We start from the raw sequence: 19,171 nt of genomic DNA, 5'->3' as shown, positions 1-19,171 counted from the left end.
AGGAGATGAGATGACGATATGAAAACAAAAGTTGAGAAAATATATCCGTTATCAAACATGCAAAAAGGAATGCTGTTTCATGCCATGAAAGACGAAGCGTCACACGCATATTTTGAGCACTTCATCATTGAATTAAAAGGTGATGTGGATGAGCGGATGTTTGAAGAAAGCCTAAATGAAGTCATGAAAAGGCATGAGATCCTAAGAGCATCATTTCATCACAGATTGGATGAGCCGCTGCACGTCATTATTAAAGATCGGCACATGAAGTTTGACTATCTTGATATACGAGGCCGGCATGATCAAGACGGCGTTTTGGAGAGATATTTGGCAGAAGATAGACAAAAGGGTTTTGACTTAGCCAAAGATACGTTGATGAGAGCTTGTCTCATCAGAACGTCTGACGATTCGTATCAATTTGTCTGGACGTATCATCACATTTTGCTTGACGGATGGTGCCTTGGCATCATCCTGGATGAGCTGTTGACGATATATGACATGAAGCGGAAAGGCCAAAATCATCAATTGGAAGACCCGAGGCCGTACAGCGATTATATCAAATGGCTGGAGGATCAGGATAAAGAAGAAGCTCAGAGCTATTGGGAGCGCTATTTGAGCGGCTATGATCAAAAAAATTCGCTTCCAAAGCTTCGCACACCTTCTGAGACGGGTTTTAAAAGAAGAGAGAAAACGATTGAATGTTCCAAAGAATTGACAAATCGCCTGATCAAATTGGCCAACCAGAATCATGTAACGATCAATACCGTGCTGCAAAGCATTTGGGGCGTGATTTTGGCGAAATACAACAACAGCGAGGATGTGGTGTTCGGAACCGTTGTTTCCGGCAGAGATGCCGAAGTGGAAGGTATAGAAACAATGGTCGGCGTCTTCATCAACACCATCCCGACCAGAATCAGGCTGGGCAAAGACAAGCTTTTTAAAGATGTTCTTCGCCAAACCCAAGCCGACGCTTTGGAAAGCAGCCGCTACAATTACATGAATTTAGCGGAGGTTCAAGCGCTAAGCGAGTTGAAAAATGATTTGATCGACCATGTCATGGTCTTTGAAAACTATGCCGTTGACCAAAAAGCGTTTGAAGAAAAAAATGATGTAGGTTTTGAAATGGTGAATGTCAGCGGGGAAGAACAGACCAATTATCATTTCAGCATTTCCGCGGCTCTTGACGATCAATTAAAGCTGCTCTTCATCTATGATGAAAATGTATATGACGACACCATCATCGAAACATTAGAAAAGCATATCATCACCGTCGCAGAACAAGTGGCGGAAGATGAAAGCAAACCATTGCGAGACATCAACCTCGTGTCAGAAGAAGAAAAAATGAGGATTTTGCAGACATTCAACGATACAAAAACAACTTACCCGAAAGACAAGACGCTTCATGAGCTTTTTGAGGAACAGGCCATGAAGAGGCCTGACCATACGGCGCTTGTGTTCGGCACCCGGCGCATGACCTACAAAGAGCTGAGTGAAAAAGCAAACCAAACCGCGAGACTTCTCAGGGAAAAAGGGATCGGGAGAGGCTCGGTTGCCGCGATCATCGCGGACCGCTCCTTCGAGATGATCATCGGCATCATCGGGATTTTAAAAGCGGGCGGCGCATATCTGCCAATTGACCCTGAAACGCCTAAAGACAGAATCGCCTTCATGCTCGAAGACACGAAAGCCGGGGTGCTGCTTGCGCAAGGAACAGCGGCAGAGGGAATCGATTGTGAGGCTGACATCATTCATCTGGATAAAGGAGCAGCGGACGGATTCAGTAAAGTCCGGCTCAACCCAATCAATAATTCCGGCGATACCGCCTATATCATCTACACATCAGGTTCCACGGGAACGCCAAAAGGTGTCGTCACTCCTCACTACAGCGCGGTACGGGTCGTTCGCGGAACCAATTATATCGACATCACAGAAGATGACGCCATTCTCCAGCTGTCCAACTATTCGTTTGACGGATCAGTGTTCGACATCTTCGGCGCTCTCTTAAACGGAGCGTCACTCGTTCTGATCGAAAAAGAGACGGTTTTGAATACACATGAGCTGGCCGGAGTGATCAAAAAAGAACAAGTCAGCGTGATGTTCATTACGACGGCGCTGTTTAATACGCTCGCCGACATCAACATCGGCTGCCTCGCCAAGCTGCGGAAAATCCTTTTTGGCGGGGAAAGAGCGTCGATACCGCATGTGAGAAAAGTACTGAATCATGTCGGCCGGGATAAATTGATTCATGTTTACGGCCCGACGGAAAGCACGGTGTATGCGACGTATTACTTCATCAATGTACTAGATGAAAAAGCCGATACAATCCCGATCGGCAGCCCGCTGGCGAATACGACGGCACTGATCATGGATGAAGACGGGAAGCTCCTGCCGATCGGGGTTCCCGGAGAGCTGTGCATCGCGGGCGACGGGTTAAGCAAAGGATATTTAAACCGCGAGGAGCTGACGGCGGAAAAATTCATCCCGCATCCGTTTATGCCGGGAGAAAGGCTGTATAAAACGGGCGATTTGGCGAAATGGCTGCCAGACGGCAACATCGAATTCATCGGCCGGATCGACCATCAGGTGAAAATCCGCGGCTTCAGGATCGAGCTTGGCGAAATCGAAAGCCGGCTGGAGCTGCATGAAGACATCAATGAGACGATCGTTACCGTCAGAGAAGACGGAGAGAACCGCCCGTACATTTGCGCTTATATCACGACAAAGCGTGAGATTTCCCTTGATGAGCTGAAAGGGTTTTTAGGTGAAAAGCTCCCGGAATACATGATTCCCGCCTATTTCGTGAACATGGACAAGCTGCCGCTCACCAAAAACGGGAAAGTGGACAGAAAAGCCTTGCCTGAGCCGGACAGAACGGCGGGGGCGGAAAGTGAGTATGAAGCGCCGCGAAATGAAACGGAAGAAAAGCTGGCGGCGATTTGGCGGGATATTTTAAAGGTGGAAAAATCGGGTATCAACGATCATTTCTTCGAGATGGGAGGACATTCTCTCAAAGCGGCTGCGATGGCGGCAAGAATCCGCAAGGAGTTCAAAGCGGAAATCCCTCTTGGGCAAATCTTTAAAACGCCGACAATCAAAGGATTGGGAGAATATATCAGATCGACAAAAGATAGTGTTTATTCATCTATTAAAAAAGTGGAAGAGAAAGAATACTATCGTCTTTCATCCGCACAAAAAAGACTGTACATTCTAGGTCAAATCGAAGGAAGCGGATTGTCCTACAACATCCCTTTTACCATGAAAGTCAAGGGCTCCTTCGATATACGCCGGTTTGAGAACGCATTGCGAATTATCATTCAAAGACATGAAGCGCTTAGAACGTCCTTCTCGATGGCGGATGGAGAGCCTGTTCAAAAGATTGAAAAAGAGGTAGATTTCAGCATCAAATGCAGCGAAATAGAGGAGTCTCTATCCATTCAGGAGATCATCAAACAATTTGTCAGACCGTTTGATTTAAAAAAGGCCCCGCTTTTTAGAACAGAGGTGGTCAAGGTTGATGACGAGGAACATATCATTCTGTTTGATATGCACCATATCATTTCAGACGGCGCATCGATGGGAGTTTTGACAAAAGAAATTTGCGATTTGTACGGCGGAAAAGAACTGAAGCCGCTCAGCCTCCAATATAAAGACTATTCAGAATGGCAAAGGGATTTTTATCAAAAAGATGAGATGAAAAGGCAAAAAGAATACTGGCTTAATATTTTCAAAGACGAGATTCCGGTCCTCAACATGCCGACGGATTACCCAAGGCCGCAAATGCACAGTGTTGAAGGCGATAGAATCGGTTTTGCAATCGACGGCGAATTGACGAAGAAGCTCAAGGGGATCGCCAAAGACAACGGAGCCACCATGTATATGCTTCTTCTGGCGGCGTATACGGTTTTGCTTCGAACATATAGCGGACAGGAAGATTTGATTATCGGAACGCCGATTCATGGAAGAAAACATCACGAGCTGAAACATGTAATCGGGATGTTTGTCAATACGCTGGCGATGAGAAATCATCCGAAAGGCGACAAGACATTCGCTGAATTTTTGCAAGATGTAAAAGAGACGGCACTGAAGGCGTATGAAAACCAAGATTATCAATTTGACGATCTTGTCGAACAGCTTAACCTTGAACGCGACATGAGCAGAAATCCGCTGTTTGATACGATGTTTGTCCTGCAAAACCTGGAAAAAGCGGATGCTGAAATAGAAGGGCTCACATTTGAACCGTTTGAAAGCGACGTCCATATTGCAAAATTTGACCTCACTTTATCGGCAATCGAAAAAGACTCGAAGGTAGAATTTGATTTGGAATATTGTACGAAGCTGTTTAAAAGAGAAACAGTCGAAAGGATGGCGGCGCATTTCGTCCGTGTTTTAGAAGATATTTCCAATATGCCGGACAAACGGCTGGATCAAATAGAGGTCATGTCAGAAGACGAAAAAAACACATTGTTATATCGATTTAATGATACGAAAACTGATGCTCCAACAGACAAAACCATTTGCCGACTGTTTGCGGAGCGGGCGGAGACATCACCTGACCAAACAGCGGTCGTGTTTGAAGATCAAAAGCTGACATATCGACAATTGCATGAGAGGTCAAATCAGCTGGCCCGGTTTTTAAGAGACAAAGGGGTTAAACCGGACACAGCGGTCGGCATCATGGTGGACCGCTCTCCCGAGATGATCATCGGCCTTCTGGGAATTTTGAAGGCTGGAGGCGCGTACCTGCCGCTTGATCCGGCATATCCTGAAGACAGGATCAAATACATCCTCGGCGACAGCCAAACAAAGTTTCTCCTGTCGGAAGAGGCGCTCATCAAAAAACGGGCCTTTATCAAAGAGGCCGGCATGATCAACATTGATATTCACGACAAACAAATTGCCGCACAGGATGCGGGCCGATTGGAGCCTGTCAGCCGCAGCGGGGATCTGGCTTACATCATCTATACTTCAGGGTCCACAGGAAAACCGAAGGGCGTCTTAATCGAACAAAAAGGGCTGAGCAATCTCGTTTCAGCGGTTATCAAATGGATGCATTTAAATACGGACAGCAGAGTGATTCAATTTGCTTCGCTATCATTTGATGCGTCAGCATTTGAAATCTTTCCGGCGCTGGCAGCCGGGGCGGCTTTGGTTTTGGGCCGGCAGGAGGAAATGATGCCGGGGCAGCCGTTAACAAGCTTTTTAAGGCATCATGACATCACTCATGCGACTTTGCCGCCGACCGTTCTGAATGTGTTGGATGAATTCAGATTGGAAAACCTCAAAGTGATCGTTTCCGCGGGCTCTGCTTGCAGCGAAGAACTGGCAAAAAGATGGTCCGGAAATCGGCTGTTTATCAATGCCTACGGACCGACGGAAACGACGGTCTGTGCAACGGCGGGGGTTTACGGAGGATCCGGGCGTCCTCATATCGGCAGTCCGATTGCCAATACAAACGTATATGTATTGGATCAAAACCAGAAGCCTGTGCCGACAGGCGTTGTTGGAGAGCTGTGCGTCGCCGGTATCAGCCTTGCACGCGGGTATTTAAACCGGCCGGAACTGACAGCCGAAAAGTTTATTTCACATCCGTTTGTATCAGGGGAAAGATTGTACCGGACGGGTGATCTGGCCAGATGGCTGCCTGATGGACATCTCGAGTTTTTAGGAAGAATCGATCATCAGGTGAAAATTCGTGGATACCGGATTGAACTGGGGGAAATCGAGAATCAATTGCTCAAGCTTGACAAAATCGATGAAGCGGCGGTTATAGCGAGGAATGACAACGACAACAGCCATTATTTGTGCGCTTATATCGTCTCCAATGAAGATTGGACGTCAACCGAGATCAGCGAATGGCTCGAAAAAGAGCTGCCTCACTATATGATTCCGGCTTATTTTGTCAGACTTGATAAGCTGCCGCTCACATCAAACGATAAATTCGATCGAAAAGCCCTTCCTGCACCTGACAGACACGTCGCCACAGGAGCGGAATACGAAGCGCCGCGGAATGACACAGAAGCTAAGCTCGTTGACATCTGGAGGGATGTTCTCGGTGCCGGAGACATCGGTATCAGCCACCACTTCTTTGCAGCAGGAGGAGATTCGATCAAGGCGTTGCAAATCGTCTCAAGGCTGTCAAGGCTTGGTCTGAAGCTTGAAATGAAGGATCTGTTCGCCAATCCGAGAATCAAGGATCTTTCCAAGTATGTTAAAAAACAATCACAGAGGCAAAATGCCAATACAATCGTCACGGGACATGCAGAACTCACTCCGATCCAAAAATGGTATTTTGCTAATAACAAAGAAGAGCTGGATCACTTTAACCAGTCATTTGTGCTTTTCAGAAAGGGCGGATTTGACGAAAGCTGTGTCAAAAAGACTTTCAATAAAATAATGGAGCAGCACGACGCGTTAAGGATGATCTATGAAGAAAAAGGCGGGGACTTCATTCAGTACAACAGAAGCTTCCGGGAAGATCTGTTCGACCTGGATGTTTATGATGTAAGAGGGCTTGATCGTCAAGCGGAAAAGGTGTATGAGCTGGCGACAAGCATTCAAAAACAAACATCGATCAGAAAAGGAAAACTTGTTCATCTCAGCATCTTCCGGGCTGATGAGGGCGACCACCTGCTCATTGTAATCCATCACCTTGTCGTCGACGGTGTATCGTGGAGAATACTGTTTGAGGACTTCGAAACATTGTACAGTCAGGCATTAAAGGGGCAAACGCTCGAGATCGGCTACAAAACGGATTCCTATCAAGAATTCGCCCGCAGGTTAAAAGCATACGCCCACAGCCGAACATTATCGAAGGAAGCCGAGTATTGGCGGAACATTGCCAAGGCTCGTGTCCGATTTATTCCGCCTAAGAACATATTAAAGGAAGATGTATATGAAAACAGTACGACTTTGAGCATCAAGCTCGGCAAAGAGGCAACAGCGGACCTTTTGCGAAACACGAACAGAGCCTACAACACCGAAATCAACGATATTTTGTTAACGGCATTACTGACCGGAGCAAGGGACATCACAGGGGAAAACAAACTGAAGGTCATGATGGAAGGCCACGGCAGGGAAGATATTTTAGAAGGCGTTGACATCACGAGAACAATCGGCTGGTTTACGACGATGTATCCGGTGCTTCTTGATGCAGGAGAAGAAAAAGATCTCTCCCAACAGATCAAAATCGTCAAAGAAACGGTCAGAAAAATACCGAATAAAGGAATCGGCTACGGGATATTAAAGTATATGGCCGAAGACTCGGATTTCATCAACGAAGAAAGAGCCCGGATTTCATTTAACTATTTAGGCGAGATCGATGCCGACATGAACCGCGGCGAATTTTCCGGCTCCAGCTTCTCCGAAGGGGAAAGCATCGGCGGAAAAATTGCGAGAAGCCATTCTATCGAGATCAACGCCATCGTAATCAATCATGAGCTGGTGATTCATACCACCTTTAATCAAATGGAATACGAAAAAGATACGATCAGCCGGCTGAATCATCAATTAAAAGAACGCCTGGAACAAATCATTAAGCACTGCACGCAACAGACGGAAAGCGAAAGAACGCCGTCCGACTATGGAGATACAAATATCAGTTTAGCCGAACTTGAAGAAATCAAAGGAAAATACAAAAGAGCCATTGAAAAAATCTATCCGCTCGCTAACATGCAAAAAGGTATGCTGTTTCATGCCATCGAGGATCATACCTCAGATGCATATTTTCAGCAGACGGTCATGGATATTGAAGGATATGTCGATCCGGCGATTCTTGAGGCAAGCTTTAATGACATCATGAAACGGCATGAAATCTTAAGGGCCTCTTATGAATATGAAATTGTTGAAGAACCGAGGCAGATCATCATCGAAAACCGCAGCATCGACTTCACCTATTTCAATATCGCGAAAAGTTCCGCACAACAACAGGAAATGTTCATTGAGAGATTGATCAATGAAGATCGAAAAAAAGGCTTTGATTTAAGCAGAGATGTGTTAATGAGGGCTTACTTGCTGAAAACGGCGGAGCGCTCGTACCGGCTTGTCTGGAGCCATCACCATATTTTACTCGATGGCTGGTGCCTTGGCATCATCATGCGTGAGCTGTTTGTCATCTACGAAAACCGGATGAACGGCAAAGCCAGTCCATTAAAGGAGACGAAGCCGTACAGCGATTATATTAAGTGGCTTGAAAGACAGGATCAGGAAGAGGGCCGTCAATATTGGCGCGAATATTTGAAAGGGTATGAGGAACAGGCACAGCTGCCTACATTAACAAAACGCAAAAAAAGCAGCCTGTATGACCGCCGGGAGAAGGTCATCCATTTGTCAAAACAGCTGACAAAACAATTGAAGGCGCTCGCTGCTAAAAACAGCGTTACGCTTCATACGGTGATTCAAACGATTTGGGGCTTGATGCTTACGAAATATAATAAGATCGATGATGTCGTGTTTGGAACGGTCGTATCGGGCAGGGAAGCAAACGTAGACGGAATCGAAGACATGATCGGCCTGTTTATCAACACCATCCCGACAAGAATCAGATTCAATGAGCAGGCGCGTTTTAACGAATGTTTGCAAAAGGTTCAGGAAGATGCGATTCAAAGCAACCGCTACAACTATATGAATCTCGCTGAAGTCCAGGCTTTGAGCAGCTTAAAGAAAGATCTGATCGATCATATTCTCGTATTTGAGAACTATGAAACTGATGAACAGGACTTTGAAGAGAGTCAAATGAAGACAGGCTTTAAGGTGAATGAGATCAGCGCTGCGGAACAAAGCAATTACAGCTTTAGCATGTCGGTGACTCCTGGCGAAGAGCTCACCCTTGTTTTGACATATGACGGCAATGTCTATGACAGGGATATCATCAACAATATCGAAGGTCATATCAAAAGGGTCGCTGAGCAAGTGACGGCAAATGAGAACCGGAAAATCGCAGAGATTGACATGCTGGCGGAGGAAGAAAGAAAGACGCTTCTATATGAGTTCAACCGGACAAACGCAGATTATCCAAGGAATAAAACGATCCATCAATTATTTGAAGAACAGGCGGAACGGACGCCTGGGCATACTGCGGTCGTATTTGAAAAGGAGAAGCTCTCGTACAAAGCACTGAATGAAAGGTCAAATCAGCTGGCGGGACTGTTAAGGGAAAAAGGCGTAAAACCTGACATGATCGTCGGCGTTATGGCGGAGCGTTCTGTGGAGATGATCGTCGGAATGCTGGCGGTGCTGAAGGCCGGAGGCGCATACTTGCCGATCGATCCCGAATATCCGGAAGACCGGATCAGATACATGATCGAAGACAGCGGCATCAGCATCCTGCTGAAAAAGGCGGACAAACAGATTGACGTTGATCTCACCTGTATCGATATGAACGAAAAAGGGCTGACAAAAGACAAAGCCACAGAGAACTTAGAGCACACGAGCGGTTCTTCTGACATGGCTTATGTCATCTATACCTCAGGTTCGACCGGAAAGCCGAAGGGTGTCATGGTCAACCATCAATCAATTGTTAATACGCTTTATTGGAGGAAACAATCGTATGGCTACAGTACAGACGATGCCACACTTCAAGTGCCGTCCTTTTCATTTGACAGTTCTGTTGAAGATATTTTCACGACGCTTATATCTGGGGCGAAGCTGGTTTTAATTAGAGATTTGCGGATGAATCCGCGTGAGATCATCGGTGCGTTGCGAACGCATAAAGCGACAAACTTGCTGGCCGTTCCGAGCTTTTATCTAAGCCTGCTCGACACGATTGAGCAGCCTTTAGAGGATTTAAGATTTATCACGGTCGCAGGGGAAGGCTTCAATGAAAGTCTGATCCGGCAGCATTTTGAAAAGCTGCCGGACGTCAAATTGTTTAATGAATACGGACCGACGGAAAACAGCGTTTGCTCAACGCGGGGCGAGCTGCAAAAAGATGACGAAAAAGTCGTCATCGGCCGGCCGATCAGCAATCACAAGGCTTATATTTTAAATCACAACCAGCAGCTGCTGCCGTTGGGCACACCCGGTGAACTTTGTCTGGGCGGGGAAGGCCTTGCCCGCGGATACTTAAACAGACCTGACCTCACGCTTGGAAAATTTGTTCCAAACCCGTTTGTTCCAGGAGAAAACATGTACAGGACGGGGGATCTCGCAAGATTTTTACCTGATGGCCAAATCGAATATTTAGGAAGAATCGACCACCAAGTCAAAATCCGCGGATTCAGAATCGAACTGAGCGAAATCGAAAACCAATTGCTGAAAATAGAAGGCATTGACGCGGCGGCAGTTATGGCGCGGGAAGATCAAGCCGGCGGAAAATACCTATGCGCATATATCGTCGCGGACAAAACGGCCGGCGTTGCAGACGTCAGAAAATGCTTGTTAAAGGAACTGCCGGATTACATGGTGCCGTCATACTTTGTCAAGCTCGATCAATTGCCGCTTACGGCAAACGGCAAAATCGACAGAAAAGCGCTCCCTGAACCTAGCGGCACAATCAGTGAAGCGACGTACGAAGCACCGAGGAACCGCACAGAGGAAAAGCTTGTCTCAATCTGGGAGAACGTTTTAGGGATCGAAAACATCGGAATCAGCCACAATTTCTTTGAACTTGGCGGCCATTCCTTAAAAGCTGCGGCATTGACTGCAAAATTGCATAAAGAAATGAAGATTGAAGTCCCTTTAAGACAAATATTCGAAACACCGACAATCAAAGACATCGGTGATTTTATCGAATCCATGAAAGAAAGCCCTTATGCGTCCATCACACAAGCGGAAGAGAAAGAGTATTACGCATTGTCATCCGCACAAAGAAGGCTGTATATCCTTCATCAAATCGAACCAGGCGGCCTCTCTTACAACATGCCTTTCGCCATGAAAATTGCAGGAGATTTTGATGTCGACCGGTTCGAGGACGCTTTTCGGCAGTTGATAGAAAGGCATGAATCCTTGAGAACGGCCTTTGTGATGGTTGACGGCGAGCCTGTACAAAAAATCGAAAAAGAAGTCGATTTTAAAGTGAAGTACGGACGACTCGGACAGGACCGGCTGGAAGAAAAAATCAAAGCGTTCATCAAGCCGTTTGCTTTGGAAAAAGCGCCGCTTTTAAGAGTGGAAGTATTAAAAGCGAGTGGCGATGAACATGTACTGATGTTCGACATGCACCATATCATTTCAGACGGGGTATCCATGGCCATTTTCACAAGAGAACTGGCCGAGTTGTATGAGGGGAAAACATTGCAGCCGTTAACGATTCAGTACAAAGACTTTTCAGAATGGCAAAAACTTTTTTATCAAAAAGATGAGATTAAACGCCAGGAAGACTACTGGCTCAACGTTTTTCAAGGTGAAGTGCCGGTGCTGAATTTGCCGGCGGATGAAAAACGTCCGCAAAAGCGTTCGATTGAAGGAGATATCGTTCAGTTTGAAATAGACGGCGAAACGTCCGCCATGCTGAACAAACTGGCGAAAGAGAACGGCGCGACGATGTATATGTTGCTTTTGGCGGGATACACAACGCTCTTGGCGAAGTATACAGGCCAGGAGGATATCGTTGTCGGCTCACCGATCGCGGGAAGGCATCACAGCGATTTGAAACATGTCATCGGACTGTTTATCAACACGCTGGCGATGAGGAACTATCCAAAAGGAGACATGCCATTTGCCGACTATTTAAAAGAGGTTAAAGAAACGGCGCTGAAAGCTTATGAAAATCAAGACTATCCATTTGATGAACTGGTTGAAAAACTTGATGTCAAACGGGATATGAGCAGACACCCGCTGTTTGATACCATGCTTGTTCTGCAAAACTTCGACGGCGATGAAGCGGACATCGACGGCTTGATATTCCAGCCACTCCAAACCGAGGTGAACATCTCAAAATTTGATTTGACGCTGACAGCCGCTGAGGCAAATGAAGGCATTCAATGTGTTTTCAACTACAGTACAAAATTGTTTAAGCGGTCCACGATTGAAAGAATGGCGGGCCATTTGATCAATATTTTAAAGGAAGCGGCAAACGATCCGCAAATGCCGTTGAGCGACGTGAACATGCTGTCAGATGAAGAAATGAGAGTGCTTCGGGATCAGAATCAAGGACAACAAACAGATTACCCTAAAAATCAAACGGTTCATCAGCTGTTTGAGCATCAGGCTGGCAAAACGCCGGAGCAAACAGCGGTGGTCTTTGCGGATGAAAAGCTGACGTACAGGGAACTGAACGAAAAAGCAAATCAATTGGCAAGGCTTTTGAGAGACAAAGGAGCAAGCGCCGGTGCACCTGTAGCGATCATGATTGAACCATCGCTTGAGATGATCATTTCCATGCTGGCGGTATTGAAAGCCGGAGCGGCTTACGTGCCGATCGAGCCGGAGCAATTGGCCAAACGGACGAATGAGATTTTAAGTGACAGCAGAGCTGCAATATTGCTTGTCAAAGGCTCTGTCAAAGAAAACGTCGCGTTCGCTGGAGAAATCGTCAATGTTGCCGACGGTTTGATTGATGCGAAGGCTGCGTCAAACCTGTCTGCATCGGGTGCAGCCGATCAGAATGCATATATGATATACACATCAGGCTCCACCGGAAAGCCGAAAGGCGTATTTGTCAGACACGGGAATGTGGTGAACTATACAACATGGTTTATGAAGGAAGCGGGTCTTACAGAAAACGACAAAGCCATGCTTGTGTCCTCATATGCGTTCGATTTGGGCTATACGAGCATCTTTTCGGCTCTTTTAAGCGGAAGCGAACTGCATATCGCACGAAAAGAATGTTATACAAATGCGCACCGGGCTTTAAAGTATATCAAAGAAAACGGCATCACCTATATCAAACTGACGCCGTCTCTGTTTAACATTTTTGTCAATGATCCGGGCTTTTCCGCCGAAAAACCTTGCGCCACTCTCAGGCTGGTCGTCTTGGGCGGGGAGATGATCAATACAAGGGATGTTGAGACATTTTACAACCAATATCCCGATCATGTAGTCATGAATCATTATGGCCCGACGGAAACGACAATCGGCTCAGTCTTTAAAGTGATCGACCCGGAACACCTCCATTCTTTCAAAGAATATCCGGTTATCGGCACTCCGATTCATAATACGAATGCATATGTGCTTGATGAAAACATGAAGCTGCTTCCGGAAGGTGTGTACGGCGAGCTCTGCATCGCAGGCGCCGGAGTGACAGGCGGCTATGTAAACAAACCGGATATCACGAAAGAAAAATTCGTCGAAAATCCGTTTGCACCGCATACAAAAATGTACAGAACTGGAGATCTTGCCAGAAGGTTGAGCGATGGAAATATCGAACTTGCAGGCCGGATGGACAGCCAAGTAAAGGTAAGGGGCTACAGAATAGAACCGGAAGAAATCAAAAACAGGCTGTTGGCTCATGATGATATCAAGGAAGCCTTTATTGCTGCAAGGGAAGACCATAAAGGTGCAAAACAGCTGTGCGCCTATTTCACAGCAGACGCCGAATTACCGTTCGAGGACATCAGGACGTATCTGATGCGTGAGCTTCCAGAATATATGATTCCGTCTTCATTTGTCCAAATTGAGAAGATGCCGCTTTCAGCCAACGGAAAGATCGATACAACCGCATTGCCTGAACCGCAGCCGGGAAAAGAGACGGAATACGAACCGCCCCGGAACGAGACGGAAGAAAAGCTTGTTCAAATATGGGAAGATGTGCTTGGCATTGACAAGATCGGGATCACTCATCACTTTTTTGCAGCAGGCGGCGATTCCATCAAAGCGCTGCAAATGATCTCAAGATTATCAAGAGAAGGCCTGTCGCTAGAAATGAAAGATCTGTTTGCAAATCCGCAAATCAAGTCTTTGAGCCGATATGTCAAGGCCGAAACCAACAAATCAGCATCATATGAAACGGTAGAGGGCGAGGTTCTCTTGACCCCGATTCAACAAGAGTATTTCTCGTTGAACAAAACGGACAGAAACCATTACAACCATGCGGTTATGCTTTATAGGAAAAACGGATTCGACGAGAGCATCGTCAAACGTGTATTCAGAGAAATCATCCAACATCACGATGCACTCCGGACGGTGTTTAGAGAAGAAGGCGGAAAGATCATTCAGTACAACCGGGGACCGGGCAAAAAGCTGTTTGACCTATTTGTCTATGACGTCTCGAGCGAAAACGACCAGCCTCAGAAAGTGTACCAATTGGCAACGGAGCTTCAACAAAGCATCGATATTAAAACCGGCCCTCTGGTTAAACTGGCGCTCTTCAAAACGAATAATGGGGATCACCTGCTGATCATCATCCATCACCTTGTGGTCGACGGTATCTCCTGGAGAATATTATTTGAAGATTTGGCGCTGGGGTACAGTCAGTTATCAAATGGGGAAAAAGTCAAGTTCTATCCAAAAACAGCTTCCTACCAGGAATATGCACATCACATCACGGAATATTCAAAAACTGAAAAACTGCTTAGTGAAAAACAGTATTGGCTGAAGGCCGTTTGTGAAGACGTCAAATTCCTGGAAATGAATGAAGATGCAGGTGTCTTCAAAGTTGAGGACAGCAAAACATTCAGCACGGAACTCGAAAAAGAGGAGACAACGCGGCTTTTAAGAGAAACAAACCAAGCTTACCGTACCGAAATCAACGATCTTCTGATCGCAGCGCTTCTGGTGGCGGTAAGAGATATGACCGGGCAAAATAAATTAAGAATCACGCTGGAGGGGCATGGAAGAGAACAGGTGGCAGATGGCATCGATATCAGCAGAACAGTCGGCTGGTTTACCTCGAAATACCCGGTATTCATCGATTTGGGACAAGAAACAGACATGTCAAGAACGATTAAAATGGTGAAAGAGCACTTGCGAAACGTGCCGAACAAAGGCATCGGCTACGGAATTTTAAAGTATCTCACCTGGGACAGTGAGATCGCAAAAGGCGCAACATCACCAATCTTGTTCAATTACCTGGGACAGCTTGACGAAGACATCAACAGCGGAGAATTTTCTTCATCACATCTGTCGCCGGGAGAAGCAGCCGGAAAGGGCATCACTAGAGAAAATCCACTCGAAATCAATGCGGTGGTCTTCAGAGGAAAACTGGCCATTCAAACGACCTATAACACAAGAGCATACAGTGAAGACGTCGTCAAAACTTTTGCTCAAAAATATAAAGAAGCCTTGAAAGCGGTCATTCGCCACTGCGCGGAACGAGAAGAGACGGAAAAAACGCCGTCTGATTACGGAGACAAAGGCATCAGCTTAGATCAGCTTGAGGAAATCAAACTGAAATATAAAGGGATGGAAATCGAAAAAATCTATCCGCTTGCCAACATGCAAAGGGGCATGCTGTTCCACGCACTCGAAGACAAGGAATCACAGGCGTACTTTGAACAAATGGCCATCGATATGAAAGGTTTGATCGATGAGCGTCTATTTGCAGAAACGTTCAATGACATCATGGAAAGACACGAGATTCTAAGGGCCTCTATTGAGTATGAAATAACGGATGAACCAAGGAATGTGATCATCAAGGACAGAAAGATCAATCTTGACTATCATGACTTGCGAAAGCAGAGTCCGGCGGAACGGGAGCAAGTGATTCAAGCGTATCGCAAAGCAGATCGGGAGAAAGGTTTTCGCTTAAACAGCGAACCATTGATCAGAGCAGCGCTGATGAGAACCGAGGATGACAGTTATACGTTCATATGGACAAACCACCATATTCTGCTTGACGGCTGGTCCCGGGGAATCATTATGGGAGAGCTGTTCCAAATGTATCATATGAAAGAAACCGGGCAAAAACAACGGCTTGAAGAGGCAAGACCGTACAGCGATTATATCGGGTGGCTAAAGCAACAGGATAAAGAAGCTCCAAAAGCGTACTGGAAAAACTATTTATCAGGCTTTACCGAAAAATCGCCGATTTCGGTTTTGGCGAGTTCTTCCGGACATGCGAAATATAAGAGAAAAGAGGCCGTCATAGAATTCCCGCAACAATTAACCGGCCGGATCACAGAGCTTGCCAGCCGTAACAATGTCACCCTCCATACTGTTTTACAATGCATTTGGGGAATGCTTTTGGCAAGGTACAATCAAACGGATGATGTCGTATTCGGTACAGTCATTTCCGGCAGGGATGCACAAGTAGCCGGAATCGAAAAAATGGTCGGATTATTCATCAACACTGTACCGACGAGAATTAGACTGGAAAAAAGCCAAAGCTTTAAGGAACTCATCAAAAGCGTTCAGGAACAGGCTTTGGAAGGCAGGACATATCATGACATGAATCTGTCGGAAGTACAGTCGCTCAGTGAATTAAAAAGAGAGCTGCTGGATCATATCCTGATTTTCGAAAATTACGCAGTTGATCAGAGTGCATTTGAGACAAGCGGCAAACGCGGTGCTGGTTTTATCTTTGAAGAAATTCACGCCGAAGAACAAACAAATTACGGATTTAATATTGTGGCCGTCCCGGGCGAACGTTTGGTCATCAAATTGACTTATGACGGAAATATCTATCATGACCACATCATTGCCGGTATCAAAGGACACCTTCAACAAGTGATGGAACAGGTCGTCCAAAATGAAGATCAGTCATTAAACGACATCACAGTCCTTTCGGAAGCTGAAAGAAACAGGCTGTTGTACGAATGGAATGACACGAAAGCGGAATATCCGAATCAGACGATTCACCGGCTGTTTGAGGAACAAGCCGAAAAAACCCCTGAGCTTGCTGCGGTTGTCTCAGGAAATGACAAACAGACGTACCGTGAGCTCAATGAAAAATCAAATCAGCTTGCCAGATACCTCAGGGACAAAGGAGTCAAAGAGGATACGATTGTCGCCATCATGGCAGAACGCTCACCGGAAATGGTGGTCGGAATCATGGGGATTTTGAAAGCCGGAGGAGCCTATTTGCCGATTGATCCCGATTATCCGGAAGAAAGGATCAAGTATATGCTTGAAGACAGCGGCGCGGCCATCATCCTTGTGGATCACAAGCAGGACTTGGGCACACTTCATCAGGAAGCCGTCGAATTAACCGGAGATTTCAGCGGTTTTCCGGCTGACAATCTGGAACAGGCGGGTAACGCCGACAGCCTTGCATATATCATCTACACGTCAGGTTCTACAGGCAAACCGAAAGGGGTCATGATCAGGCAAAGAGGGCTGGTCAACTATATTACCTGGGCTGCCCGTGTATATGTCCAAGGCGAACAGCTCGATTTTGCCCTCTACTCATCCATTGCCTTTGATTTAACGGTGACATCGATATTTACGCCATTAATCTCAGGCAATCGGGTGATTGTTTATCAGCATAGCGGAGACGGGGAACCGCTGATTCGAAAAGTATTCAGAGACAAAAAAGCCGGGATTGTCAAATTAACCCCGTCTCATTTAAGCCTTGTCAAAGACATGGATCAAAGCCAATCAAGCATCAAACGTCTGATCGTCGGCGGGGAAGATTTAAAAACGGAATTGGCCAAAGAAATCACGGAGAGATTTCATCACAACATTGAAATCTACAATGAATACGGTCCGACTGAAACGGTTGTCGGCTGCATGATCTATCAATATGATGCCGGACGGGACCGGCAAGTTTCTGTCCCGATCGGCAAGCCGGCCTCCAATGTCCAGCTCTATATTTTGGATGAACGTCAGGAAGTGCAGCCGGTCGGAATTGCCGGAGAGCTGTATATCAGCGGAGACGGAGTCGCAAAAGGCTATTTGAACAAACCGGAGCTGACGTCTGAAAAATTCCTGCCAAATCCGTTTTTACCGGGTGAAAGAATGTATCGAACAGGAGATCTTGCGAAGATGAGGCCGGATGGAGATATCGAGTATCTGGGCCGGATCGATCATCAAGTCAAGATACGGGGCTACCGCATCGAACTTGGCGAAATCGAGCATCAATTGTTAAGGCACAGTGATATAAAAGAAGCGGCGGTTGCCGCCAAAACAGATCAAAGCGACAATCAAGTTCTTTGCGCATATGTCGTTTCCGAAAGAGACATCACACAGGAAGACATCAAAGCGTTTTTGGCGAAGGAGCTTCCGGAATATATGGTGCCGTCCTATTTGCTGAAGCTTGATGAGCTGCCGCTGACACCAAACGGAAAAGTCGATTTGAAGGCCCTTCCAGAGCCAGATCGAAGCGCGGGCGCTTTACTGGAATACGAGCCTCCAAGACATGAGCTGGAAGAAAAAATGGCCGCCATTTGGGAAGACATCCTGAATATCGAACAGATCGGCATCAACGCCAACTTATTTGATATCGGGGCGAATTCTTTAAACGTCATGTCATTTGTCTCTAGGCTATATGCAGAGCTTGGCTTCAGAGTTCCGTTTAAGGATATTTTCTCCAAGCCGACCATTAAAGAGCTGTCTGATTTTCTGAAGCATGCACAAGACCTGCTGAAAGACTACACAGATGATTGCATGCAGCTGACCAGAGCGGAAGAAGGCGGCAAAAACCTGTTCTGCTTCCCGCCGGCCGCGTCGATGGGCATTGCCTACATGGGCTTGGCCAAGCATCTAAAGCAGCATTCGGTGTACAGCTTCAACTTCATTCCGTCCGCAAACAGGATTCGAAAATACGCGGATATCATTAAAAACATTCAAGGTGAAGGGCCGTACACATTAATTGGCTATTCATCCGGCGGAATCCTGGCATTTGATGTGGCGAAAGAATTAAACCGGCAAGGATATGAAGTTGAGGATTTGATCATCATCGATTCAAAATATCGGACAAAAGCCGAGAACCATCAGTTCACAGAGGAGGAATACAGAGAAGAGATATCCAAAACATTTGAACTTGAGAAATACCGCGATGCAGAGAAATTATTGAGCGACTATTTAGTGGACCTGGTGATGAAGTCTTATGTATATATACAAAACACAGTCACAACCGGCGCAATTGACGGACATATCAGCTATATCAAGTCAAGCGACAATCAGCGGGATGAAAATATGATGATGTGGGAAAAAGCGGCAACCAAAACCTTTACAGTCGTTCAAGGAGCCGGAACCCATATGCAAATGATCTCCAAGTCCCATCCTGACATTCTTGAAAGAAATGCAAGATTGATCCATGATATCATCAATAAGACTGTCAAAATATGAACAAAACGGCATCCTTTTCAGGGTGCCTTTTGTTTGCCTCATCAACTCTCTGTTATAATGAAAGGCAAAG

At 46.2% G+C, this 19,171-nt stretch carries 1 protein-coding gene; it reads left to right on the top strand.

Annotated features, from left to right (window positions below):
- The first annotated feature begins 18 nt into the window (after positions 1-18).
- A complete protein-coding gene (gene bacC, locus MHB72_RS13475; protein WP_216920123.1) occupies positions 19-19,101 on the top strand; it encodes a bacitracin non-ribosomal peptide synthetase BacC in 19,083 nt (6,360 codons plus the stop codon).
- Positions 19,102-19,171 lie beyond the last annotated feature (70 nt).

The organism is Bacillus sp. FSL K6-1284 (genome assembly GCF_038002625.1).
GTDB lineage: Bacteria > Bacillota > Bacilli > Bacillales > Bacillaceae > Bacillus > Bacillus paralicheniformis.
The sequence above is the reverse complement of the archived record's forward strand: the minus strand, read 5'-3'. Positions and strand labels throughout refer to the sequence as shown.

Excerpts from the sequence above, each read along its gene's own strand:
- bacC (WP_216920123.1), top strand. The coding sequence starts at position 19 with ATGAAAACAAAAGTTGAGAAAATATATCCGTTATCAAACATGCAAAAA.